Source organism: Burkholderia sp. YHN3-13 (assembly GCF_055810675.1).
Window position 1 is genome coordinate 375,477 of sequence record NZ_JBVVNQ010000005.1, and the last position, 23,264, is coordinate 398,740.

At 67.2% G+C, this 23,264-nt stretch carries 15 protein-coding genes and 1 pseudogene; 8 read left to right on the top strand and 8 right to left on the bottom strand.

Features of this window, described 5'->3' with window-relative positions; translation table 11 throughout:
• Window positions 1–44 precede the first annotated feature (44 nt).
• The 6 genes and pseudogenes from AC0KUR_RS15645 to AC0KUR_RS15670 all read right to left on the bottom strand — a co-directional run bounded on the left by AC0KUR_RS15645 (window position 45) and on the right by AC0KUR_RS15670 (window position 11,330).
• Complete coding sequence (locus AC0KUR_RS15645) at window positions 45–4,265, bottom strand: tetratricopeptide repeat protein (protein ID WP_473376153.1); 4,221 nt, start codon at window positions 4,263–4,265, stop codon at window positions 45–47.
• The gene (locus AC0KUR_RS15650) at window positions 4,168–7,116 is read right to left on the bottom strand and encodes a bifunctional glycoside hydrolase/polysaccharide deacetylase family protein (protein WP_473376142.1); all 2,949 of its coding nucleotides are present in this window, start codon (window positions 7,114–7,116) and stop codon (window positions 4,168–4,170) included. Before AC0KUR_RS15650 ends, AC0KUR_RS15645 begins: the two co-directional genes overlap by 98 nt.
• Window positions 7,040–7,510, bottom strand: coding sequence for a hypothetical protein (locus AC0KUR_RS15655; RefSeq protein WP_226252273.1), 471 nt, complete (start codon window positions 7,508–7,510; stop codon window positions 7,040–7,042). The genes AC0KUR_RS15650 and AC0KUR_RS15655 overlap by 77 nt, the downstream gene beginning before the upstream one ends.
• A 536-nt stretch (window positions 7,511–8,046) precedes the next feature.
• Window positions 8,047–8,415 (bottom strand): annotated as a pseudogene (locus AC0KUR_RS15660) (Rieske 2Fe-2S domain-containing protein); the annotation flags it as partial.
• Between the two features lie 425 nt (window positions 8,416–8,840).
• Window positions 8,841–9,935 carry a potassium channel family protein gene (locus AC0KUR_RS15665; RefSeq protein WP_034187980.1) on the bottom strand — a complete coding sequence of 365 codons (1,095 nt, stop codon included), beginning with the start codon at window positions 9,933–9,935 and terminating at the stop codon, window positions 8,841–8,843.
• 60 nt (window positions 9,936–9,995) lie between these two features.
• Window positions 9,996–11,330, bottom strand: a complete 1,335-nt coding sequence (locus AC0KUR_RS15670; protein WP_226227385.1) for an NAD(P)/FAD-dependent oxidoreductase — start codon at window positions 11,328–11,330, stop codon at window positions 9,996–9,998.
• Window positions 11,331–11,556: 226 nt separating this feature from the next.
• Between AC0KUR_RS15670 and AC0KUR_RS15675 the strand changes: the two genes are divergently transcribed.
• Entirely contained in the window at window positions 11,557–12,411 is an 855-nt protein-coding gene (locus AC0KUR_RS15675) for a helix-turn-helix domain-containing protein (RefSeq protein ID WP_034187982.1), read from the top strand.
• A 118-nt stretch (window positions 12,412–12,529) separates the two neighbouring features.
• The gene (locus AC0KUR_RS15680) at window positions 12,530–14,197 is read left to right on the top strand and encodes an ATP-binding domain-containing protein (protein WP_226227383.1); all 1,668 of its coding nucleotides are present in this window, start codon (window positions 12,530–12,532) and stop codon (window positions 14,195–14,197) included.
• Window positions 14,198–14,436: 239 nt separating this feature from the next.
• Here AC0KUR_RS15680 and AC0KUR_RS15685 read toward each other — a convergent pair whose 3' ends face one another.
• Window positions 14,437–15,996 (bottom strand): methyl-accepting chemotaxis protein, encoded by a 1,560-nt coding sequence (locus AC0KUR_RS15685; RefSeq protein WP_034187984.1) that lies wholly within the window; start codon window positions 15,994–15,996, stop codon window positions 14,437–14,439.
• 230 nt (window positions 15,997–16,226) lie between these two features.
• Here AC0KUR_RS15685 and AC0KUR_RS15690 point away from each other — a divergent pair, with 230 nt between their 5' ends.
• Window positions 16,227–17,741: an MDR family MFS transporter gene (locus AC0KUR_RS15690; protein WP_473376143.1), complete on the top strand. Its 1,515-nt coding sequence runs from the start codon at window positions 16,227–16,229 to the stop codon at window positions 17,739–17,741.
• 59 nt (window positions 17,742–17,800) lie between these two features.
• Here the strand turns inward: AC0KUR_RS15690 and AC0KUR_RS15695 are convergent, their stop codons facing one another.
• Window positions 17,801–18,799 (bottom strand): quinone oxidoreductase family protein, encoded by a 999-nt coding sequence (locus AC0KUR_RS15695; protein WP_473376144.1) that lies wholly within the window; start codon window positions 18,797–18,799, stop codon window positions 17,801–17,803.
• Window positions 18,800–18,930: 131 nt separating this feature from the next.
• Here AC0KUR_RS15695 and AC0KUR_RS15700 point away from each other — a divergent pair, with 131 nt between their 5' ends.
• From AC0KUR_RS15700 to AC0KUR_RS15720, 5 genes are all read left to right on the top strand, one after another.
• Window positions 18,931–19,803, top strand: a complete 873-nt coding sequence (locus AC0KUR_RS15700) for a LysR family transcriptional regulator (protein ID WP_473376145.1) — start codon at window positions 18,931–18,933, stop codon at window positions 19,801–19,803.
• Window positions 19,804–19,891: 88 nt separating this feature from the next.
• A complete protein-coding gene (locus tag AC0KUR_RS15705; RefSeq protein WP_034187988.1) occupies window positions 19,892–20,434 on the top strand; it encodes a GNAT family N-acetyltransferase in 543 nt (180 codons plus the stop codon).
• Window positions 20,435–20,461: 27 nt separating this feature from the next.
• The gene (locus AC0KUR_RS15710; protein ID WP_034187989.1) at window positions 20,462–21,310 is read left to right on the top strand and encodes a MerR family transcriptional regulator; all 849 of its coding nucleotides are present in this window, start codon (window positions 20,462–20,464) and stop codon (window positions 21,308–21,310) included.
• Between the two features lie 123 nt (window positions 21,311–21,433).
• Window positions 21,434–22,414 carry a sulfonate ABC transporter substrate-binding protein gene (locus AC0KUR_RS15715; RefSeq protein ID WP_034187990.1) on the top strand — a complete coding sequence of 327 codons (981 nt, stop codon included), beginning with the start codon at window positions 21,434–21,436 and terminating at the stop codon, window positions 22,412–22,414.
• Between the two features lie 248 nt (window positions 22,415–22,662).
• Window positions 22,663–23,264 (top strand): pyridoxal-phosphate dependent enzyme (locus tag AC0KUR_RS15720; protein WP_473376146.1); only part of this gene is annotated, 602 nt, incomplete at its 3' end.

Here is a 23,264-nt window from a genome sequence, read left to right on the forward strand (position 1 = left end):
GTGTGCGTCGTTCCGTTCGCGCCGCGCAACGACGGAAACCGGAATCAATAAAACCAGCGGTATTGCGCGCCGACCACCGTCACAGGCGTACCGAGGCGTGACACACGCTGGTGCTGGATGAACAATGCCGCGTGGTCCCCGCCGAACACCGAGCCCGCCATGCCGGCATCGATGGCCGCTCCGCCGCCCTGAATCGAATCGTGCACGACGCCGACCTCGAGAAACGGCCGCCACCGATGCGTGTACCGTTCGCGCAGATCGGTCCCGAACCCCGCGAACAATCCGTATTGCGTGTACGTGGCCGGCATGAAGTTTCCGGCGGAGGCCGACCGGCTCGCGGCAGGCAGAAGCGACGAAATCAGCGTGTCCGCCCGCCCCCCCGCACCGTAAGCGCCGTGCGTGCCGACGACGCGGATCGTATAGTCCGGGTAGGCCGTACGAATTCGGTAGCTCACCTGCGCGGTCGACAGTACGCCGCTACCGAGATAGGTGCGCGCCTGGCTGTAGAAGCGGTCCATCTCGACACTGCCGGACACCGTCACGCATTCGTTCGCCTGCCAGTTTCCATCGGCGATCAGGTTGTCCTTCATCCCGCCGATGCGCAACGCCGGCAGCTCGTCGGCGACCTGATCGCGACCCGCACGTATGCCGAACCGCAGCGGTCCGTCGCGTCCGAATTCCGCGCCGAGTCCGATCGTATAGAAGGTGCCGAGTCCTTCGCGGCGGCCCGCACTCACCGTGAACGCATCGTCGCGCGTCTGCCGACGGGCATGGACCACCAGCGAGCGGTCCGCCGACGGCACGTTGACCAGTTGCGACGCGTCCGTCGATCGCTGGAGGTCCAGCGTGGCGGTCATGCCGATCAGGTAATGCCCGGCGATCTTGCGGCTTGCCGCGATCGTCTGCTCGCTGTAATCGAGCGGACGTTCGGCGTAGGTCGTCATGCTCGCGTCGAGCGACTGCGGCCACGCGAGCGCGGTTTCGACGAAACGCCGATGCATTTCGCTGTCGTCGGGCGCGCCATCGAGGCCATCGAACGCGAGCGTTTGTGCTTGCGCCGGCCGGTCGACGGCTTCGGCCGCATCGATACGGTCGTAGCGCGGCAGGTGCACGCCCTGATCGAGCAGACGTTCCATCGTCCCGATGTCGCCGTCGGCTAGCGCGACGGTCAATTGCGCGGACGCCGGCCGCGCGAACAGATTCGCCGCCTGCAACGCGAGCCACCGCTTCGCCAGCGGATTCGCCTCGTGCGACAGCGCCCAGCTAATCGCCACCTCCTGCGCGACCGCGGCGTACGCACGGCGGTCTTTTTCCAGCATGTCCTGTGTCGATTTCGTGCTGCCCCGCGCCGACGATTCGAGCGGCGAAAGACCGCGTGCATCACCGAGCAAGGTACGGCGTTCGCTGATGAAATCGGCAGCCGCCGAGCCGTCCTTCAGCAGTTCGTCGAGCAGCGCGACCGCGTGGTCGGCATTCGAATATTGCGCAGCCAGATCGACGCCGCGGCTGCGCAGCTCCAGGTGCGTCTCGATGTCATGCGACGTACGTGCCGGAACACCGCGTTGGATGGGTTGCGACGCTTGCCGCTCCTGCGTCGTCCGTCGCGGCGGCGAGGACCGTGCGTCCCGTTCCTGCGGCGTCTGCCAGGCCTCTTTCCGGCCGAATGCGCCGATCTGCAGCCACACCTTGCGACGAATCGACCACGCGAGATCCGGACGTCCTGCCATTTCCTGCGCATCGGCGTACGTGATCAGCCACAGCGGATCGTGCGACATCATCACGGCCTGACGGCGCAGATATTCGAGCGCATCGACGGGCCGGTTCAGACGGAGTTCGGCCGCGGCGTACGGTCCCCACAGCGGCGCATCAGCCGAAGCCTTGTCGCGCCAGCGCACGAGCGCCGCATGCAACTCGGCATCCGTGCCGTAATCGACCAGCGTCCACAATAGCGCCGCATTCAGATCCACCGATGCGCCCGGCAGATCGACCGCACGCTGCAGATCGTGCAACGCATCGAGCGGACGGCCCGCTTGCCGCTCGTACTCGGCGCGCACGCCGAGAAAACCCGGCGACGCCTCGGCTGCCTCGCGCTCCTGCGGCGTGAGGCTCGCGAGCAGCGCATCGATGCGTTCCATCGCGCCGGCTGCGGTGTAGTAGTAAACCGCCTGCTGCAGCGCGCGCACGGTATGGTCGCGCCGGTAGTGCAGCACCGAGATGCGGCCGGCGTCGATCGGGTACGCATCGTAGAAGTACGACATGTCGGCCAGATCGTCGGGCGTTGCCGCATCGCTCGCCAGCAGATGACGATACGCGTCGTGCGCCGCGTCGTCACGTTGCAGCAGGCGCGCGAGTTCGCCGTAGTTGCGCCAGAACGCCACTTCGCCGTCCTGCGCGTAACGGCTCGCATTCGTCATTGCATCGAGTGCGCCCGCGTAGTCACCGTCGCGATACAGCACATTGGCGGTGTGCAGCGCGTAGCGCGGATTGCGCGGCTCGCGCCGTTGCAACCGACGGTAGATCGCGAGTGCCTCGTCATCGTGGCCGGCACGTTCCGCGAGCGCACCGGCGCGTTCGTCGAGCGCGTTCGCTTCACGGCCGTGCGGCAGACCGTCAAGGAACGCGATCGCGTCGTCCGGCCGCCCGAGACGCTCATACGTTGCGGTGACGGAATCGACGAGCTTGAGATCGTCGGGCGTCGCCCGTGCTGCGTACAGCAAAGCGGCCAGGTAGGCGTCGTCGTCGTCCAGCATCGGGGCGATGCGCCGAACGTTCCGCCAGCCGACGGGGTCGCCCGTTTGTCGCGCATAGTCGAGCCACGACTTCAGCGCGAGCTGCGACGCCCCATTCCATTCGGCCACCTGTGCAAGGCGCTTGCGCCACAGCGCCGAATGCGGTTCCTTGGCGAGCTGCGCGAGCGCGACCTTCTCCGCATTGGCGGGATCGGCGGACTCCAGGAACGACTGATAGAGAAGATCGGCAATGTCCGCCCCATCGGCAGCCGGCGGCGACGGAAGTTGCACGGCTCTCGCATGATTCGATACCTGCGTCGCGTCGACGAAGCGCATCATTGCGTCGCGCCGTTGCAGCGCGACCTTCACGATGTGCGCCCGCGGTTGCGTCGGTGCGGTGACTTGCGCTTGCGCCGCATCGATGAACGGGCCATGGCCGTCATGGCCTGCCCGGAGCTGCCGCGCGACGCGACCGCGACGTGCGCCACCCCAGACCATCGGACCGTCCAGATAGGCGTACGCCTGCTGCGTCGAACCCGACCGGTGAACCGCCGGCATGGCGAGCACGCGCTCCGCGCGCCTGCTCCGATAGGCAATCCCGCCGATCCCCGCGCGCCGCGCCAACGCCTTCGCATACCGCTCGATCAGGTCCGGCCGCTGCGCCGCCCGTGCGAGATCGAGCAACGCGACAAGCGTCGGCTGATCGTCGATGAACGCGTCGTTCTGGCGCTGCGCAACCGCGATTGCATCGGCGGTCAGATTGCCGGCCTGCAGCACACGAATGCCGGCGATGAAGCAGCGACGCTGCGCGCCGAGCGTCGTCGCGTTCTGCTGACGCCGGAACCAGCTGTCGGCCGCCTCCTGGTAGTCGCCGATCTGCAACGCGTAGCGCGACACGTATCCGTCCCACTTGTCGCGATGTGCAGTGTCGCGCCGTGCGAGGCGCACATAGAACCGCAGCGCGAGCGCGGGGGCACCGACCGATGCCGCGGATTGCGCGAACCATTCGAGATCGCGATCGGACCAGTCGAGCGCGGCAGCATCGGAAATCTGCCGGCGCAGTGCGGCAAGCGCAACGGAACGGCGCGGATCGTCGGCCTGCATCTCGTTCGTGCGTTGCTGCGCGATCGCGAGCTGCAGCTTCAGCGCGGCCTGCCGCAGGGGCGGGGAAGCCGCCTCGTCCATCCGTTGAACGACCCGCCCCGCATCCGCGAGCCGGCCCAGCGACACATATTGCTCACCGAGCATCGCCAGTAGCGCTTCGTCGCGCGGCCGCACTTTCAACCATGCTTCGAGATACGCCGCGCTCAGATCGCTCGGGCCGCCCACCGCGGCCATCCGCTCACGCAGCCCGTCATGAGGTGCAACCGCATAGCCAGCCAGCAGCACGACGCCTGCCAGCACCAGCACGAGCCATGGCGGCGCGATACGCGGGCGATTACCGGTCACACGCAATCTCGACCGGCTGGTAGCGCATCGGCAGACGGATGTCGGCCGCCGTTTCGAAACGGAGAACCGTTCCGTCGCGCCGTGCATCGATCGGTCGGCCCGCGATGCGCACACGGCAGCGCTGCGCATCGGCAAGCTCGACGAACGGCTGGTAGTAGCCGCCGAACTCGAACGACATCCCGCCGGCGGTACGGTGGAAGTGCCGGACGAATCCGTTCGCTTGCGCGATGTACGGTGTCCCGCCCGGGCCATGCGATTGCGCTCCGCCGCGCAGTCCGCTCTCCGTGGCGCGCTCGAACACGACACGTGCGGCGCCGTCGGCAATATGGATATAGAGGCCGTCCGGGCCGGGCGCATAACCTGTCACGCCCTGCGATGCACGCAGGTCCGGCACGTCGTTGCGCGGCCAGTGCAACTCGCGCACGTCGCCGTTGCCGCGCACGACCCATGCGCCGCCGGCCATTTCACGCGCGACCGCGAAATCGCGCCAGTCCAGCACCTTGTGCGTGTAATCGGTGATGTAGACGGGCAGCACCGGCTGCGTCAGCACGGTCGAGTAGATCTGATCCAGCGCGCGCAGCGACGCGATCTTCGTGCCGCTGTACATGTGGTAGTACACGTCGATCGGTTTGAAGCGATACGGATGCTCCGTCATGTCGTAGGTTTCGAGTACCTGCGTGAAACCATAAAACGGGCCCTGCCAGTCGTTCGTGTAAACGTTCTCGTCCTGGTCCGGCGCGTATACCTGGTACGCGCCCGGCCCTTTGTCGATGCCGAGCGGCGCGATATGGGTCCAGCTGTTCACCGACTTGCGGATGATCGTGTCGCCGCCGTTGATGTTCTGCACGCCGGCCGCATAGGCCTTGCGCACGGCGATCGCGGGCGGCTCGCAGTCGCCCGGCCATTGCAACACTTCGGTACGCTTGCCCGGCGGCGCGAGACGCGAGTCGATGTAGGCGATCGAGCCGGCGATCTCGCGGTCGAGATCGAACGTGTAGCCCGGGATATCCAGCGAGAACGCCGTATCGCCGCCGTTGCCGCGCTCGACGTTGTTCCGGTGGTCGACGCGCGCGCCCGTCGTCGCATCGAGGTCGGCCATCTGGAACGGATGCGAGTAGGTGTGCGAACCGATCTGCACCCACGGCAGCGCGAACATCTGCCGCGCGAGCGCCTCGAGGCGCGGCGACAGTTTCGGATACAGGCCTGTCGGCCCCACTTCGCCTTCGATGACCGACAACGTCATCGGCACTTTGTAGCGCGTGAAGATACGTCGATAGAGTGCGTCTCCCGAATAATCGGCACCGGGGAATTCCGCGCGCGACGCATAGCCGTCGCCGTCGACGTGCGTCATGAACAGGCGGCGGCCGTTCTCCGTCGTGACGCTCGGCGACGGCATCCGCACGAGACGCAGCGCGTCGGTCACGAACGAGATCGGCTGGATCGCCCAACGCGTCTGCCCGATGCCGTTCAGCGAAACGACCGTGTACGGACTCAGCGTATAGCCGCCCCACGGCGTGATCGCGGCCGCGTCGATGTTCGTGCCGGCCGCCGCGAGCCGCAACAGCACGCGGCTGCGCGAGCCGACCCGCATCCCGACGAGATCGCGCGCATCCGGCCTCGGATCGATCTCGAAGTGCATCATCGGATCGCGCGTCACGACGCTGAGCGGCGCCGTGAACGGGCCGGGCACCGGCTGCAGATCGAGTGCCGCGCCCTCTTCCTGCGCGGCGTCGAAACCGAACTGTCCCATGAAAGCGACCGGCACGTGATCCGCGATGCGCGCATCGATCCAGCGCCGCCATCTCGCCGGGTCGGCGGGCTCCGCGCCTTCGATCCAGGCGACGACGCCCGCGTAACGGTCCGGGGTGATATCGGCCGGCAGCGGCGCGTCGAGATCCGCGTATTCGACGTCGTAGCCGAGATAGTTGAGCGGCATCGCGAGGTCGCGCACGCCGCGCGTTTCGTCCACCGGCGTATCGGCGTCGCGGTTCTGCACGATCAGCACCTTGCGAGGCAGCACTTCGATCGCACCGATGCCGACGACGTCACGGCGGGCGTCCGTCACGTACGGCGTCACGCCGGTCGCGACGACCTGCGCGGCCGTCGCGCGTGCACATGCACGGTCGGTGCGCTCGCAGATCTCGATCGACAACACCGGCACGTGCGTCTCACGCATGAAAATCCGTGCCGCGTCGACGCGTGCGGCACGGTCTGCAGCGGCGACGTCGCGTACCGTACCCATATCGTCGCCGTCCACGAAACCGCGTACCAGCGGCGGCCCGAGTACCGCGTAAAGCGCATTCGCATGCGATTGCGCCGCACGCAGCGCATCGTGGCCGCCGACGATCAGCCGCGCGTCAGGATAGGCCGCATGAATTGCCTCACTCGATGCGATCGCCTCCGGCGTGTCGAGCAGGAAGCCGCGATAACCGCGCGCCCACAGCGGCTCGATGCGCTGCGAGACAAACGCAGCCGGCCCAAGGGCCGAGCCCGACGCGTCATGCGGTACGTGCGCGATCCAAACGGTGTGCGCGAGCGGGTGCGTTGCCGGATCGAAGCCTCGGGCCGGATCGAGCACCACCGCGTCGAACGCTTGCAGCAACGCCTCGGGCGGCTGCGCGCCGTCGAAAAACGCGACGTTCGCATGCAGCGCGCCCGACGAGGATGGAACTGCCGGGGTATCGGCCGCCATGACGTGCAGCGAAACGAACGCAAGCGCCGCGCTGCACAAGATCGCGGCCACGCTGCCGCGGACAGCGAGCACGGAGGCCGCGCTTGCTCTGGGTGGGTGATTCAATTCGTGTCGTTCCGGACGTAAAGCAATGCCGGCACACGCCGCCCCGGCACAGCACAGGTAAGACCTAGCGGATGGTGTCGAAAGCCGACAGACGTCCGTCCATCTGCACGCGGCCGTCGCGCTCCATCGGAGCACGTGCATGCAGCAACCACGATGAAGTGGAGGTCGTTTGCGCACTCATCGTTTGCCGACGCCCATGCCTGCGATGGCCCGCGTCCGTGATACGCGGTATCTGCAAGCGCGTGGCGATTCTGAAACCGGCGGCCTTGTCGGCAGCCAGTACGAGGGCGGCTTGAAGTGCGCCCATGCCGTGTATGTCCGAGCAATATTCGAAGCAATCCGTGCTCTCGGCCTTCGCCCCGAACGGCACCACTTCGCCTCGATAGGCGACGAAAAAACAGCACGTGATTGCCAGCACACACAAGACCCGCACCGCAAATGGCTGCAAGCGCAGCGCATTGCAGCCATTGATCGCGGAAGAGCCGATGAAACTAGCGACAAGCATCAACCCGGATGCTTTTTCCGACTTGGCCATACTTATTATTTCCCCGTTTGTTCTTCTTTTTTAAATTACCATGCCCATTGATAAATTTTATGTTCTTACATAAATTTATGTTTTGATGCGACATCGTAAAGACGACGAAGGCATTTCGACGGACATTCGCGGCGAGATGGGATGACGCCGTTGCCCAATCGAACCGGAGCCACATACCGAGATCGAAATCACCGGCGGAGTTCCTGGATTATCCCGGCCCAAGATGACCTGCGTATGGCATTCGACTCCCTCGATGCGTCGCAACAGGCGTGACGCGCACCATGGCCGCACACGTTTGCAGCGCCGCGCTGCCATGGGTACCGATTGCTTTGAATACCGAATTCGATTGCCTTACAGCCTGCCTTTAACCGCGATTTATCCACGCCGCGGCACATGCGACTGGCGTGCCTACGCGCGAGCACGCCCGCATTCGCTTCGATCGATAAAATCGCCGATCGGGCGCGATCTGGCCATCTCGTCATCGCGTATCGGGCATATCGATGCCGCTGGCGGCCCTCGGCATCACCGCGGCAACGCTACCGGCCGACGCGGTCGGCCCAGCCCCGGTAGAGCGCGCGGTACTTGAGCACGAGCTTGTCGTATTTGCCGTACGCGCCGCAGCCGTCCGGCTTCATCCCGTTCCAGATCTTGACGTCGTACCCCGAGGCCTGCCGGGTCTGGAGCCCGAACAGCAGGTAGTCGGTCGCGCGGCGCAGGACGCCGCCCACCTTCCGGATCGAGATCAGCATGTGCATGACGTTCTTGCCGTCGCTCACCGGCGTCACGCACCGGAGCAGCTTGTACTTGACGTCTCCGTCCAGCGCGACGGTCATCACGCACCCGCCGGGGTAGCCGTCGAAGTGCAGGTTCATCTGCGACATGTTCAGGCCCAGCGCGCGCGTGACCTGCGGCGGCGACAAAAGATCTCGCATCTTGTGCCGCTCTAACCACGTCAACAGCTCTTTGCCAGCGACAGAAGCATTGCCAACGTCGATTGGGAATCGATTTGCATCGTGCAACGGCTGTACCAACATCTCCTACATGGGAGGTGGGGCTATACAGTTGGCAATCGCTTTAACCACATCAGATATCGAGACGTAACCCGGATGTAAATGGATTGGTCAAGTTATCAAGATCGTTGAAAAACATGCTGCTTCGGACTGACGGCCGTCGAACCCGATTCGGAGGCATCGATTCCACGAGGATCTACGTAGACCGATGTCACTCCCGAATGCCTACACGACGCCTACACAATGACAAAAACGACACGCCATCTTGAAAAACAACCACAACCCATTGAATTAATTGAATTTACAGTAACAATCAATCATCAAACATCCGGATCCGGAATCCGCGCCGACTGAATCACCACCAGCGTATCGCCCGCCTCGATCCGGCACGGCGGATCCTCGTAGAACGACTGGATCTTCCCGCAGCGGTCGAGCCCGACCACGATCGCGCCCGGCACGACGTTCGTCATGCAGCCGATCTCGTGCGGCAGCGCCTCGCGCTCGATCAGCGTCGCCCGCCCGCGCGTCGACAGCATGTCGTTGACGAACGGCACGATGTAGCGGCTGTGCACCGCGTCCGCGAGCAGCAGCGCGCCGATCTTCGTCGACGACACGATCACGTCCGCGCCGGCCTGCCGCAGTTGCCGCTGATACAGGTTCTCCTGGATCCGCACGACGATCTTCGTATCGGGCGCGATGCTGCGCACCGACAGCGTCAGCAGGATCGCGGTCGGATCGTCGGTCACCGAAATGATCACGGCCTTCGCCGCGCGCACCTGCGCCTGCTGCAGCAGATCCTCATGGGCGGGATCGCCGAGCAATCCCGTCACGCCGAGCGACGTCGCGGCCTCGAGCGCCTGCTGCTGCGAGTCGATCACGATGATCGTCGCCGGATCGACGCCGCTTTCCAGCAGCTCGCGCACCGCGATCGACCCCGACAGGCCGTAACCGCACACGACGATGTGATCGGACAGTTGCTTTTGCAGGCGTTTCATGCGGAATTCCTCGATGACGCGCTGGATCACGAACTGATAGGCCGTGCCCAGGAAAATGAACCAGATGACGATGCGGATCGGCACGATGAAGAACGCATCGAGCAGGCGCGCCCGCTCGGTGACGGGCACGATGTCGCCGTAGCCGACCGTCGCCACCGTCACCATCGTGAAGTACACGAGATCGGCGACGGTCATCGGCGTGCTCTTGGTCGAATCGCGCAAGCCGTCGCGATCGAGGTACAGCACGACGAACGCGAGCGTGCACAGCAGCGCGACCGCGCCGATGCGGAACAGCAGCGTGCGCCGCGGCGACGTCGCGGGACGCGTGAACAGCGTGCGCGCACGCGGCGCCTGCCACGGATTGCGGGCGCGACGCAGGCGCATGCGCAACGAGCGGCGCTGGTCGGAGGGCGTTGCCAACGGGGATTCTCCTGAAGGATGCGGGCTCGATTCTACGACGGGAACGCGCGCACCCGGCCGTCACAGCATGCTGCGCGGCCGCACCATCGTGCCGTCGACGAAGCGCTGCGCGCGAAACGCCGACAGGTCGAGCGACGGCGCGCCCGTGTCGATCCATTCGGCGAGCAGCCGGCCGACGATCGGCCCCATCGCGAAACCGTGCCCGCAGAACCCCGTTGCGATCGCGAGCCCCGCGGGCGTGCCCGGCGCGTCGATCACCGGGATGCCGTCGGGCAGCACGTCGATCAGGCCGGCCCACGCCTCGACGATCTGCGCATCCTTCAACGCGGGGAAGATCGCCTTGAGCTTCGCGAGCGCGCGCGGCGCATGCGCGCGGTTCGGCTGCGGCTGCGGATCGCGCGGCTCGATCGGCCCGGCCGCGCCGTTGATGCGTGCAAGCCCATCGCGCCACGCCGCCGCATTCACGTGCAACCGGAATTTGTCGCGCTGCGACCAGAACTCCGGCCAGAACAGGCTCAACCCGCGCAAATGGCCGAGCGTCAGGTCCACGTCGACCTGCATGTCGTCGGCGAGGTTGATCGCGCCGTTCTTGCGCTGCCGGATGCCGAGGCCATGCCCCCACACCGTCGCCGCCGACACCGGCGGCACCACGTTGGTGCGCATGCAGGTGCCGCGCACGGCCTGCTGCGGCAGCCGGATGCCGACGCCGTCGAGCAGCCGGAAGCTGGTCGCGCCGGCCGCGCAGATCACGCGCCGCGTGCGGATCGTGCCGCGCTCGGTCGCGACGCCGACGACCGCGCCGCCGGCCGTCTCGATCGCCGTCACGCCGCAGCCTTCGAAGAAACGCGCCCCGCCCTCGGTGGCGCGCGCGGCGAACGCGGCGGCCACGCGACGCGGCTCGGCCTGCCCGTCGGTCGCGGTATACAACCCGCCGAGCGTACGCGCCTGCGGCGAAAGGCCGCTGACGCGTTCGTCGATCTGCGCGCGGGTGAGCGTGCGCGTGTCGAGCCCGTGCTCACGCGCAATGGCGAGCCACGCGTTGAACGACGACCAGTCCGCTTCGTTGTCCGCAATATAAAGACAGCCGCCCTGCCGCCATTCGAGATCGAAACCGAGGGTTTCCTCTAACCCTTCCCAGATTCGCATGGCGGCCATCATCAGCGGCACCTCGGCCGACTCGCGGCCCTGCTGCCGCACGAAGCCCCAGGCGCGTGTCGACTGCTGCCCGGCGATGCGCGACTTGTCGAGCACGACGGCCTTCAACCCGCGCAGGCTCAGGTAATACGCGGCGGCGCAGCCCATGATGCCGGCGCCGGCGATCACGACGTCGGCTTCGGCCGGAAACGCCGTTTCGGCGCGGGTCAGGGCATCGTGCAGCGGATAGGTTGTCGTCATTGCTTCCTGTCAAGCGTTAATCCATACGAGATGAGGGGGCGCGGCGGTAACGTCGTGACACACCTTTCACACAAACGCACCTTACGCGACACTGAATGACGACCATTTTGCGGTAAAGTTATCTTTTCCGCGCGTGGCCGGTCGGCTCGCCATTGGACGTCATGAAGACTGTCCGTCGAGACTGCCGCAAGGCGTCGTTCTGAACGTCACGATCCGTTCCCGTAGCATGACCACTGAAGCAATCACCACGGATTCCCTCGCGGTTGCCGAGCGCGTGCGCGAGCTGATGACCCGCAACGGCATCGGCAAGCGCCAGCAGACCACCGAGCTGTGCCGCATCCTCGACCTGAGTTTCTCGCAAGGCCATCGCAAACTGCGCGGCAGCAGCCCCTGGACGCTCGCGCAGATCAAGAAAGTCGCCGAAGCGTACGGCGAACCCGCCGCGCAGCTGTTCGGCGCGCAAACGCTCGACCCCGGCATGGTCGGCGCCTATTCGCAGGAGGCCGTCCTGTATGCGGGCGTCGCCGAGATTCCGTGCACCGCATGGATCGGCGCGCCGCTCGAGGCCGGTGCGCGCCCCGAGTTCGTCGCGTACGAACAGAACGGCCGCTGGCGCGTGCTGCGCCACACCGGCGTGCTGTATCAAAACGCGTACGACGTGCACAAGATCGAAATCTATCCGCGCCGCGCGGAGAGCGACAAGCTTGTCGTCGCGGTGATCGACCCCGACCGCGTGAGCGCGACCGAGCTATGCCGCTACCTCGAACGGCAGGGTTTCTCGACGGCCTCGTTCGACGGCCTCGCGCCGTTCGTCGACGCGCTGCAGGGCCAGGCGTTCGACGCCGTGCTGACCGAATGGCTGTTCGACGACAGCACGGCCGCCACCGCGATCAAGGCCGTGCGCACGTCCGACAACCCGGGCGCGCCGATTTTCGTGCTGACGGGCGACCTGCTCACCGGCCGCGCGAGCGAGGCCGACATCAGCGAAGTGATCCGCGCGTTCGACGTCGTCTGCTACGAAAAACCCGCGCGCATGGCGATTCTCAGCGCCGATCTCGCGAAACGGCTCGCGCGCGGATAACCTCCGCCCGGCCGCCCTTCGAGCGGCCAACGCACGCGCGGCGCCGCGGGCATGAACAGGTTCATCAGTACAATAGCCGCACCTGTTCACGCCCACGCCGGCATCCGCCGCCCACGCCATGGCCCGCCTCATCCCCGACGACTGGAAAAGCCTCGCCGCGACCGGCGCGGCCGAACGCGAGCGCGAAACGCTCGCCGCGCTCGAACACGCGCTGCCCGACAGCTACACCGTGTATCACGGCGTCCACTGGACGCGCGCCGACCAGGCGTTCTCGGTATTCGGCGAAGCGGCGTTCGTCGTCGTGAGCCCGGCCGGCCGCGTGCTGCTGATCGAGCAGAAGGCCGGCTTCCTGCGCGAAACGCCCAAGGGGCTCGTGAAGGTCTACCTGCAGAAAGAGCGCAATGTCCCGATCCAGCTCGCGCGCACGCAGGAGACGCTGCACCGGCGCCTGACGGCCGCGCTCGGCGCGGGCGTCTACGGCGTCGAGGCGCTGCTGTACTGCCCCGACTACTCGATCCGCGACGCGTCGATCGCGGGGGTCCCGGCCGACCGTATCGTCGACGCATCGCGCAAGGCCCAGCTCGCGCACGTGATCCTGCAGATCCTGCCCGAGGACGATGAGCCCTTTCCGAACGCGCCGAAACTCCACCATTTCCTCGCGGACGAGCTCGCGCTCACGCCCGACACGAGCGCGCTCGTCGGGCAGGCCGGCACGCTCGTCACGCGGCTGTCGGGCGGGCTCGCCGCGTGGGCGCGCCAGCTCGAATTCGCGCCGTTCCGGCTGCGCGTCACCGGTACGGCCGGCTCGGGCAAGACGCAACTCGCGGTGCAGGCGATGCGCGACGCCGTCGCGGCCGGCAAGCGCGTGCTGTACGTGTGCTTCAACCGGCCGCTCGCCGACTACATCGCGCGCATCGCGCCGCCCGGCGCGAAGATCGCGAACTACCACCAGCTGTGCGACTGGGTCGCGCGCGACAGCGGTTATACGCCCGACTTCCAGGCGCCCGGCGAATTCGAGCGGCTCGAAGCGCGTTTCGCGGAAGCGCCGATTCCCGAGCGCTGGCGCTTCGACGTGCTGGTCGTCGACGAAGGACAGGATTTCCACGCGCCGTGGGCGGCCGCACTGGAGCGCTTGCTGGCGCCGGACGGCGCATGGTGGTGGCTGGAGGATCCGCTGCAGAATCTGTACATGCGCGACCCCGTCGCACTGCCCGGCTGGGTCACGCTGAAGGCGCTGACGAACTACCGCAGCCCGCGCGACCTGCTCGAATTCGTGCGCGACGTCGTCGGCCGCGTCGAGCCGCTCGCGGCCGAGCTGCGCTCGGGCAGCCCGTTCGACGGTTCGGATCCGTCGGTATCGGCATACGGGGAACCAGGCGCGTCGGCCGACGCATTGGCGGAAGCCTGTATCGACGCGACCAAGCGTGCGGTCACGCAGGCGCTGTCACTCGGCTTCCGCAAGCAGGACATCGCGGTACTGTCGTATCGCGGCCGCGAAGGCTCGGTGCTCGCGCCGCTCGACCAGCTCGGCCCGCACCGGATCAAGAGCTTCACCGGCAAGTACGACCTGTTCGGCAACCCCGAATATCGCGAAGGCGACGTGCTGCTCGATTCGATCTATCGCTTCAAGGGCCAGTCGGCGCCGTGCGTGATCCTCACCGAGGTCGACTTCGACACGCTCGACGCGCGTGCCGCGCGCAAGCTGTTCGTCGGCGCGACGCGGGCGACGATGAAGCTGCTGATCGTCGCGTCGTCGCGCGCGGCCGCGCAACTCGCGGCGGGATAACGCGGCGGGACGGCGCGCCCGGTAGAAAAGTCGACCACCCGCCCCTGGATTACGAGGGCAACCTGGTTCGCTACATCGATTTGACCGGCAAATCGCGTTACGAAAAACATCTGACGATTCCGCCATCCAGGTGGGATTGGCTTCGCGCCAGATTGCCCCTGTTTTAAAGGCACGCCAGAAAATCGCGATTTATAAAAGAATAAAGCCCCGTTACCGGGGCTTCACTTCTCGACGGGCCCTCAAGCCACCCGGAACGCGCCCACCGCGCGACGCAACCCGTCGGCCTGCTCCTCGAGCGACGCCGCGGCGGCCGCAGCCTGCTCGACGAGCGCGGCGTTCTGCTGCGACACCTGATCCATCTGCGACACCGCGCGGTTCACCTGCTCGATCCCGTCGCGCTGCTCGCCCGATGCGGCCGCGATCTCCGTCATGATGCCCGTCACGCGCCCGATCGCCTGCTGGATGTCCTGCATCGTCGTGCCGGCCATGCCGACGAGCCGCGAGCCGGTCGCGACGCGTTCGACCGATTCGCCGATCAGCGTGCGGATTTCCTTCGCCGCGGACGCCGAGCGCTGCGCGAGCGTGCGCACCTCGCCCGCGACCACCGCAAAACCGCGGCCCTGCTCGCCGGCGCGCGCGGCTTCGACCGCCGCATTCAGCGCAAGAATGTTGGTCTGGAACGCGATGCCCTCGATCGTGCCGATGATGTCGGCAACCTTCTGCGAGCTCTGGTCGATCTCGTTCATCGTGCCGATCACCTCGCCCACCACGGTCGCGCCGCGCGTCGCGATCTCGCTCGCACTGTCCGCGCAGGCCTGCGCCTCGAGCGCGTGGTCGGCGTTCTGCTTCACGGTCGCCGTCAGCTGCTCCATGCTCGCGGCCGTCTCCTGCAGCGCCGATGCCTGCTCCTCGGTGCGCTGCGACAGGTCGGTGTTGCCGGCCGCGATCTGGTGCGTCGCCGTCGAGATCGCTTCGGAACCCTGGCTGACCTGACGCACCGTATCCGCGAGGCTGCGCTGCATGCCCGTCACGCCCTTCACCAGCTCGGCCATTTCGTCGTGCGACGACCAGCGCACTTCCGACGTCAGGTCGCCCTCCGACAGGCGGCGGAAATGCGACAGCAGCCGGTTCACCGGCTGCGTGATCGCGAAATGCAGGCCGATCGCGCAGCCGAGGCACGCGGCCAGGCCGAACGCGATGCCCGCGATCGCGCCCATGCGCATCCAGCCGTAATAGGTCTGCGCGGTGTCGTACACGTCCTTGCCGCGCGCGACCTGGTATGCGTCGAGCGCATCGGTCGCCTGCGTGAGCGCGACCGACAGCGGCGGCGCAACCGACATCAGCAGCCGGTCGGCCTCGTCGCGCCGGCCTTCGCGGATCGCATCGATCAGCGGCTTCAGTGCCTGCCCGATCAGCGCCTGGCGCGCGGCGTCGAGGCGGCTCGCAAGCGGGCCTTCGTCGCCGTCGTGCGGCATCGCCGCGTAGTTGCGCCAGGCCGCGTCGGCCTTCGCGAGATAGTTCTCGGCCTTCTTGACGAGATCCGGCACGTCCGGCGCTTCCGGATGCAGCAGCGCGCGATCGAGCGTCGTGCGCACGATCGTCAGGTTCAGGCTCGCCGCGGACAGCGCGGTCTTCGCAGCCAGTTGCTGCGTGTAGGCCTCGTCGAGCGCGCGGTTCGAGCTCTGCATGCCGGCGAGGCCGATCAGCCCCGAGACGACGAGCAGCAGGGCAACGAGGCCGAGCGTGGAGAAGATCCGCGTACGGATCGAGAAACGGGAAAACAGGGCGTTCAGGTTCATGACGGCACGTGAGCGGTGAAAAGTGCCGCGGCAATCGGTCCGCAGCACTCTGTATTACGGTTTGCCTGCAAGAAACTTGAGTCCGCCCCGTTTCTCGTCTGATCCCGGTCAATTTTTCGTGCCGGCAATCTCCTGTTACGCCTGCAACATATCAAGGCTGGGCAGAGATTGACCAGGCAATCATCCATGGCTATATTTCGATTCAATTCCCTGCCATGGCAGACATATCGATGACAAGCGACACCCTCCTCACTCCTCCGGCCGTCGAAACGGCGCGCCGGGACGCGCCGACCGGCCTGATCGTCGCCGCGCTGCTGCTGGTCATGCTGCTGTCCGCGCTCGACCAGACGATCGTGTCGACTGCGCTGCCGACGATCGTCGGCGAGCTCGGCGGGCTCGACCAGCTGTCGTGGGTCGTCACCGCGTACCTGCTGTCGTCCACCGTCGTGCTGCCGCTGTACGGCAAGCTAGGCGACCTGTACGGCCGCAAGATCGTGCTGCAGGCCGCGATCGTGCTGTTTCTCGCGGGCTCCGCGCTGTGCGGCGTCGCGCAGGACATGACGCAGCTGATCGTGCTGCGCGCGCTGCAAGGACTCGGCGGCGGCGGCCTGATGGTCGTCACGATGGCCGCGATCGGCGATCTGGTCCCGCCCGATCGCCGCGCGCGTTACCAGGGGATGTTCGGCGGCGTCTACGGCCTCGCGACGATCGTCGGCCCGCTGCTCGGCGGCTTCCTGGTCGAGCACCTGTCGTGGCGCTGGATCTTCACGATCAACCTGCCGCTCGGCTTGCTCGCGCTCGCGGTGATCGGCGTGGCGTTCCGGCCGCACACCGCGCAGGTGAAGCACCGGATCGACTACATGGGCGCCGCGTTCCTCGCGACCGCCCTCACCTGCGTGATCCTGTTCACGAGCGAAGGCGGCTCGCTGCTGCCATGGACATCGCCGCAACTGTGGATGACGCTCGTGCTAGGCGTCGTCGCGATCGGCGGCTTCGTCTACGAAGAGCGCCTCGCGGCCGAGCCGATCATGCCGCTCGAACTGTTTCGCCATCGCACCTTCGTGCTGGTCAGCCTGATCGGCTTCGTGGTCGGTGTCGCGCTGTTCGGCTCGGTCACGTTCATCCCGCTCTACCTGCAGGTCGTGAAAGGCTCGACGCCGTCGCAGGCCGGCCTGCAGTTGCTGCCGATGATGGGCGGAATGCTCGTGACGTCGATCGTCAGCGGCCGGCTGATCTCGCGGCTCGGTTCGTACCGGATGTTCCCGATCGCGGGGACGCTGATCGGCGGCGTCGCGATGGCGCTGCTGGCGACGCTCACGCTCGACACGCCGCTGCACACGATGTATGCGTACATGGCGCTGCTCGGGATCGGGCTCGGCATGGTGATGCCCGTGCTCACGCTCGCCGTGCAGAACACGGTCGAATTCCGGCACATGGGCGTCGCGACGTCGGGCGCGACGCTGTTCCGCTCGATCGGCGGCTCGCTCGGTGTCGCCGCGTTCGGCGCGCTGTTCTCGCACGGGCTGCAGTCGCGGATGATGCACGCGCTGCCGGCCGGCACGGCGTTGCCGCCCGCGCTCGGCCCGGCCGCCGTGCACCAGTTGCCCGACGCGGTGCGCGATGCGTATCTGCACGCGTTCGCCGGGTCGCTGCATGTCGTGTATCTGTCGGCTGCGACGGTGATCGCGATCGCGTTCGTGCTCGCGTGGTTCGTCGAGGATGCGCCGCTGCGCAAGCACCACTGAGCGTTCGGCGAATCACGACGCGACCAGCGGGCCGCCTCGCGATCGGCGCGCGACCGCCGTCATGGCAGCAGCACAACACCGCCCGTCGTCGCGCGCGACTCCAGCAGCCGGTGCGCGTCGGCCGCCTGTTCGAGCGGCAGCCGCGCGCCGATCTCGACATGCATGCCGCCGGCCAGCCGGTCGAGCGTCGCGCGCGCGGCGTCCCGATATCCGTCGACGTCGCGCGCGATGAAGCCGAGCACGCTCGGCCGCGCGAGCGCGATCGAACGGGTCGGGCCCAGTTCGTCGAGATCGAACGTCTGCCGCGTGCCGATCGCGGCCACCTGCCCGATGCTCGCGACCATCCCGAACGGACGGACCGCGCCGAGCGTGCGCGTCAGCACGTCGCCACCGATTCCGTCGATCGCGTAATCGACCCCCGCGCCACCGCCGAACGCACGCGCCGCCGCGACGAAATCCTCCTCGCGATAATCGACCACCGCGTCGGCGCCGTGCGTCCGCACGAGCGCGGCCTTCGCGGCCGACCCGACCGTGCCGATCACCCGCGCGCCGAGCGCGCGCGCCCACTGCGTCGCCAGCAGCCCGACGCCGCCGGCCGCCGCATGCACGAGCACCGTGTCGCCGGCGCCGACCTGGCGGACGCGATGCATCAGCATGTAGACGGTGATCCCCTTCAGCAGTCCGGCAGCGGCGGCTGCGTCGCTCAGGTTGTCGGGAATCGGCAGTACGCGGCCGGCCGGCATCGTGCGCAGGTTCGCATAGCTGCCGGTCGGCATCCCCGCGTACGCGACGCGCTGGCCGGGCACGAGATCGGTCACGCCCGGCCCGACCGCGTCGATCACACCGGCCGCTTCGACACCGAGGGCGTCCGGCAGCGCGGGCAATGCGTGCGCCCCCGTCCTGAAATAGATGTCGACGAAGTTCACGCCAATCGCGGTCTGGCGAATCCGCACTTCGCCGGCGCCGGGCGGCGCGACGGGCGCATCGACGCGGCGCAGTACGCCGGCGTCGCCGTAACGGTCGATCCCGATCCGGATGGCATGGGCAGTCTGGGTCATGACGTTCCTCGCTTTCGAATGATGTGATGCGATCATCCCATCGTGCATAATCGAGCGGAATTCACGTTAATCGCCCATTTACTGTGCAAAATTCGACCGATCCGGATTCCGCCCCGGCATCCGCGCTGCCGATGAGCTGGGACGACGTCCGCTACTTCCTCGCGGTGATGCGCGGCGGCAGCCTGTCGGCCGCCGCGCGGGCGCTGCAGGTCCAGCACTCGACGGTCGCGCGGCACATCGACGCGCTGGAGTCGGCGCTCGGGATCCGGCTGTTCGACCGGCTGCCGCGCGGCTGGCCGCCGACCGACGAAGGGCTGCACCTCGCCGAACACGCCGCGCGCCTCGAAGCCGACGCACATGCGTTCGCGCGCGCCGCGCAAGGGGCCGCGGCGCTCGACGGTGTAGTGCGCGTGTCGGCGTCGCCCGTGTTCGCCAGCCATTTCCTCGCGCCGCGCCTGGCCCGGGCACAGCGTGCGTGGCCGGCACTGCGGATCGACCTGCTGGGCGAGATGCATGCGGCGAACCTGTATGCGCGCGAGGCCGATCTCGCGGTGCGGCTGTCGCGGCCGAGCGAGCCGGGACTCGCCGCGCGCCGGCTCGGCACGATGCGTTTCGCGCTGTGCGCGGCACCGGAATGGGCCGACGCGCCGCCCGACACCTGGCCGTTCGTCGGCTACGACGACGCGCTCGCGCAAACGCCGCAGCAGCAATGGCTCGAACGCTTCGCGGCCGGGCGCCGTTTCGCGTTCATCGCCAACGACCTCGCCGCGCAGCATCGCGCGTGCGCCGCCGGGGCCGGCGTCGCGCTGCTGCCGAGGTTTCTCGTCGACGATCCGGTCGCCCGCGTCGCTGCGCCGCTCGTCGAGCTGACCGACGCCCCGCGTTGCGACATCGAGCGCGAGATCTGGCTCGTCGTTCACCCGGACGTGCGCCGGTCGCCGCGCGTGCAGCGCGTCGCCGAAGCGATCGCCGATGCAGTTCACGCGGCGGACGGACGGCTGTAGACAGCCGACACCGTAATTTGCCCGACAGCTTTGCCAAGCCGCACGGCGAGCGGCATAGTAACGTTTTCATTTCTCCGCCGCCTCCGCCATGTCCACTGCTCCTGCCTGCGTCGTTCGCGACGCCGTCGACACCGACCTCGATGCGATCCACGCGATCTATGCGCACCACGTGCACCACAGCGTCGCGTCGTTCGAGGAAACGCCACCCGACGTCGCCGAACTGCGCGCGCGTCGCGACGCGGTGCTGCGCCAAGGACTGCCGTATCTCGTCGCGGAATGCGACGGCCGCGTGGCCGGCTACGCGTATGCCACGCCGTACCGCACGCGCAGCGCGTACCGCTTCGCGATCGAGGATTCGATCTACATCGACGATGCGCAGCGCGGGCGCGGGATCGGCCGCGCGTTGCTCGCGGCGCTGATCGCGCGCTGCGAGCAAGGCCCGTGGCGGCAGATGATCGCGGTGATCGCCGACGGCGGCACCGGCGGCTCGACCTCGCTGCACCACGCATTCGGCTTCGAACCGGCCGGCGTGCTGAAAGCGGTCGGTTTCAAGCACGGCCGCTGGATCGACACGGCGCTGCTGCAACGGCCGCTCGGCGGCGGCGCGCACACGCTCCCCGCCTCGCCCTGACCCGCCGCGTCGCGCTAGAATGCCCGCATGTCAAAACAGACTCATTCCACGCCCGACGAGGCTGCGCCGGATTCCCGCAACGAGTACACGGTCGACGAACTCGCGCGCGTGTCCGACACCACCGTGCGCAACGTCCGCGCGTACCAGGATCGCGGCTTGCTCGCGCCGCCGGAGAAACGCGGGCGCGTCGGCATCTACGACGATACGCACGTCGCGCGCCTGAAGCTGATCAACCATTTGCTCGCGCGCGGCTACACGCTGTCGAACATCCAGGACCTGATCAAGGCGATCGACGAAGGCCACGACCTGCGCTCGATCCTCGGCCTCGAAAACGCGATCGGCGGCCGCTGGTCGCACGAGTTGCCGAAGACCTATTCGCTCGCCGCGCTCGCGCAGATGTTCGGCCCGCAGGCGACCACGCAGCTGTCGCGCGTGACCGAGCTCGGGCTGCTCGAACGGCGCGGCCTGTCGTTCGTCGCGAAGAGCCCCGCGCTGCTCGAGGCGGCGGCCGCGATGACGAAGGAAGGCATTCCGCCGCGCGAGCTGCTCGACGTGATCAGTCTCGCCCGGCCGCACTTCGACGCGATCGCGCGGCTGCTCGTCGATCTCGTCGTGAAGCGGCTCGACCGCTACGACGCCGGCACGCTGCCGCCGGCCACCGACGTGCCCGAACTCGTCGACGCGATCTGGCGCCTGCGCCCGCTCGCGGCCGTGTTCGTCGAAGGCGAGACGAACCGCGCGCTCGAAACCGCGGCGGGCGCGTATCTCGGCGGCCGCGTCGCGACGATCCTCGACAAGAAGCTCAGCGACGAAGCCGCGCGGCAGTCCGGCGCGCCGGATACATCCGATCCCGCACGCGACGGCGACAAAGCATAGGACCGCCGCCGTCATATTCATATCGGCAATGCTTCGTTTGCGGGCACGAACGCCCATGCGACGATTCTTCCAACCGAGCGGCACCGGCCGCTCCCCGAAGACGTTTCGCATGGAGTCCGTTCGATGATTCGTTTCACCCGCTGGATCACCCGCACCGCCGCCGTCACACTCGTCGCGCTTGCCGCGACGTCCAGCTTCGCCCAAGGCGCCGCCGACAAGGTCGTGCGCATCGGCTATCAGAAGGCCGGCCTGTTGTCGGTCGTCAAGGCGCAGGGCGCGCTCGAATCGCGCCTCAAGCCGCTCGGCTACGACGTTCAATGGTTCGAATTCCCGGCCGGCCCGCAACTGCTCGAGGCGCTGAATGCGAACAGCATCGATTTCGGCTACACCGGCGCGCCGCCGCCCGTGTTCGCGCAGGCGGCCGGCGTGCGCTTCGTGTACGTCGGCGCGGAGCCGCCGTCGCCGCACAACGAGGCGGTGTTCGTGAAGGCCGATTCGCCGATCCGTTCGCTCGGCGACCTGCGCGGCAAGAAGGTCGCGCTGCAGAAGGGTTCGAGCGCGAACTACCTGTTGCTCGAGGCGCTGAAGAAGGCCGGCGTGCGCTACGACGAAATTCGCCCGGTGTACCTGCCGCCGGCCGACGCGCGCGCCGCGTTCGAGAGCGGCAACGTCGATGCATGGGCAGTCTGGGATCCGTACTACGCGGCCGCGCAGAATTCGCTGAAGATTCGCACGCTGTCCGATTACACGGGTCTGACGCCGGCGAACAACTTCTACGAAGCAACGCGCGATTTCGCGCAACGGCATGCGGACGTGGTCGGCGCGATCCTGAAGCAGGTGCGCGAAACGGGCCTGTGGGTCAATGGGCATCCGTCGGAGACCGCCGCGCTGATCGCGCCGAAGGTCGGCCTGCCGTTGCCGCTCGTCGAGACGTGGATCAAGCGCGTGCCGTTCGGTGCGGTGCCGGTCGACGAGAAGATCGTCGCGGTCCAGCAAGGGGTGGCCGATGCGTTTTATGCGGCAAAGCTGATTCCGCAGAAGCTGAGCGTGGCAGAGAACGCGTGGACCGACAAAAGCGTGGCGAGCGCGCTGGCGGCGAAGTAACGCGCGCACCGCGGCGCGAAGTGTCGGCGATCGGCCCAGGCACCCATTCGCTCCGTACGGTTGACAACTGCCACTGCAATGGTTGATGCTTCAAGACATGAGCCACCGAACATTCGCCATCGCGCTGATTATTCACACCATTCTTCGAATGGTGGGTTAGCGCGCATCCGGCTCAATGACGACAACCCGCCCCTGAGGCGGGTTTTTCATTTCCGCCCAGGGCATGTCAAACCCGCCCTCGAAAGGAAATGACCGTGTCTTTGTATCGCAGCTCGCCCGACGCCTGCGTCGCACCTGTCAAGCAGGCCCGACCACCGATCGACTACGTCAAGAAAATTCTCACGGCCCGTGTGTACGACGTCGCACGCGAGACCGAACTCCAGCCGGCCCGCAACCTGTCGGCCCGCTTGCACAACATCGTTTACCTGAAGCGCGAGGACAACCAGCCGGTGTTCTCGTTCAAGCTGCGCGGCGCGTACAACAAGATGGCGCACATTCCGGCGGACGCGCTCGCGCGCGGCGTGATTACGGCGTCGGCCGGCAACCACGCGCAGGGCGTCGCGTTCTCGGCGGCCCGGATGGGCATCAAGGCCGTGATCGTCGTGCCGGTCACGACCCCGCAGGTGAAGGTCGATGCCGTGCGCGCGCACGGCGGCCCGAGCGTCGAGGTGATCCAGGCGGGCGAATCGTACAGCGATGCCTATGCGCACGCGGTCAAGGTGCAGCAGGAACGCGATCTCACGTTCGTCCACCCGTTCGACGATCCGTACGTGATCGCCGGCCAGGGCACCATCGCGATGGAGATCCTGCGCCAGCACCAGGGCCCGATCCACGCGATCTTCGTGCCGAT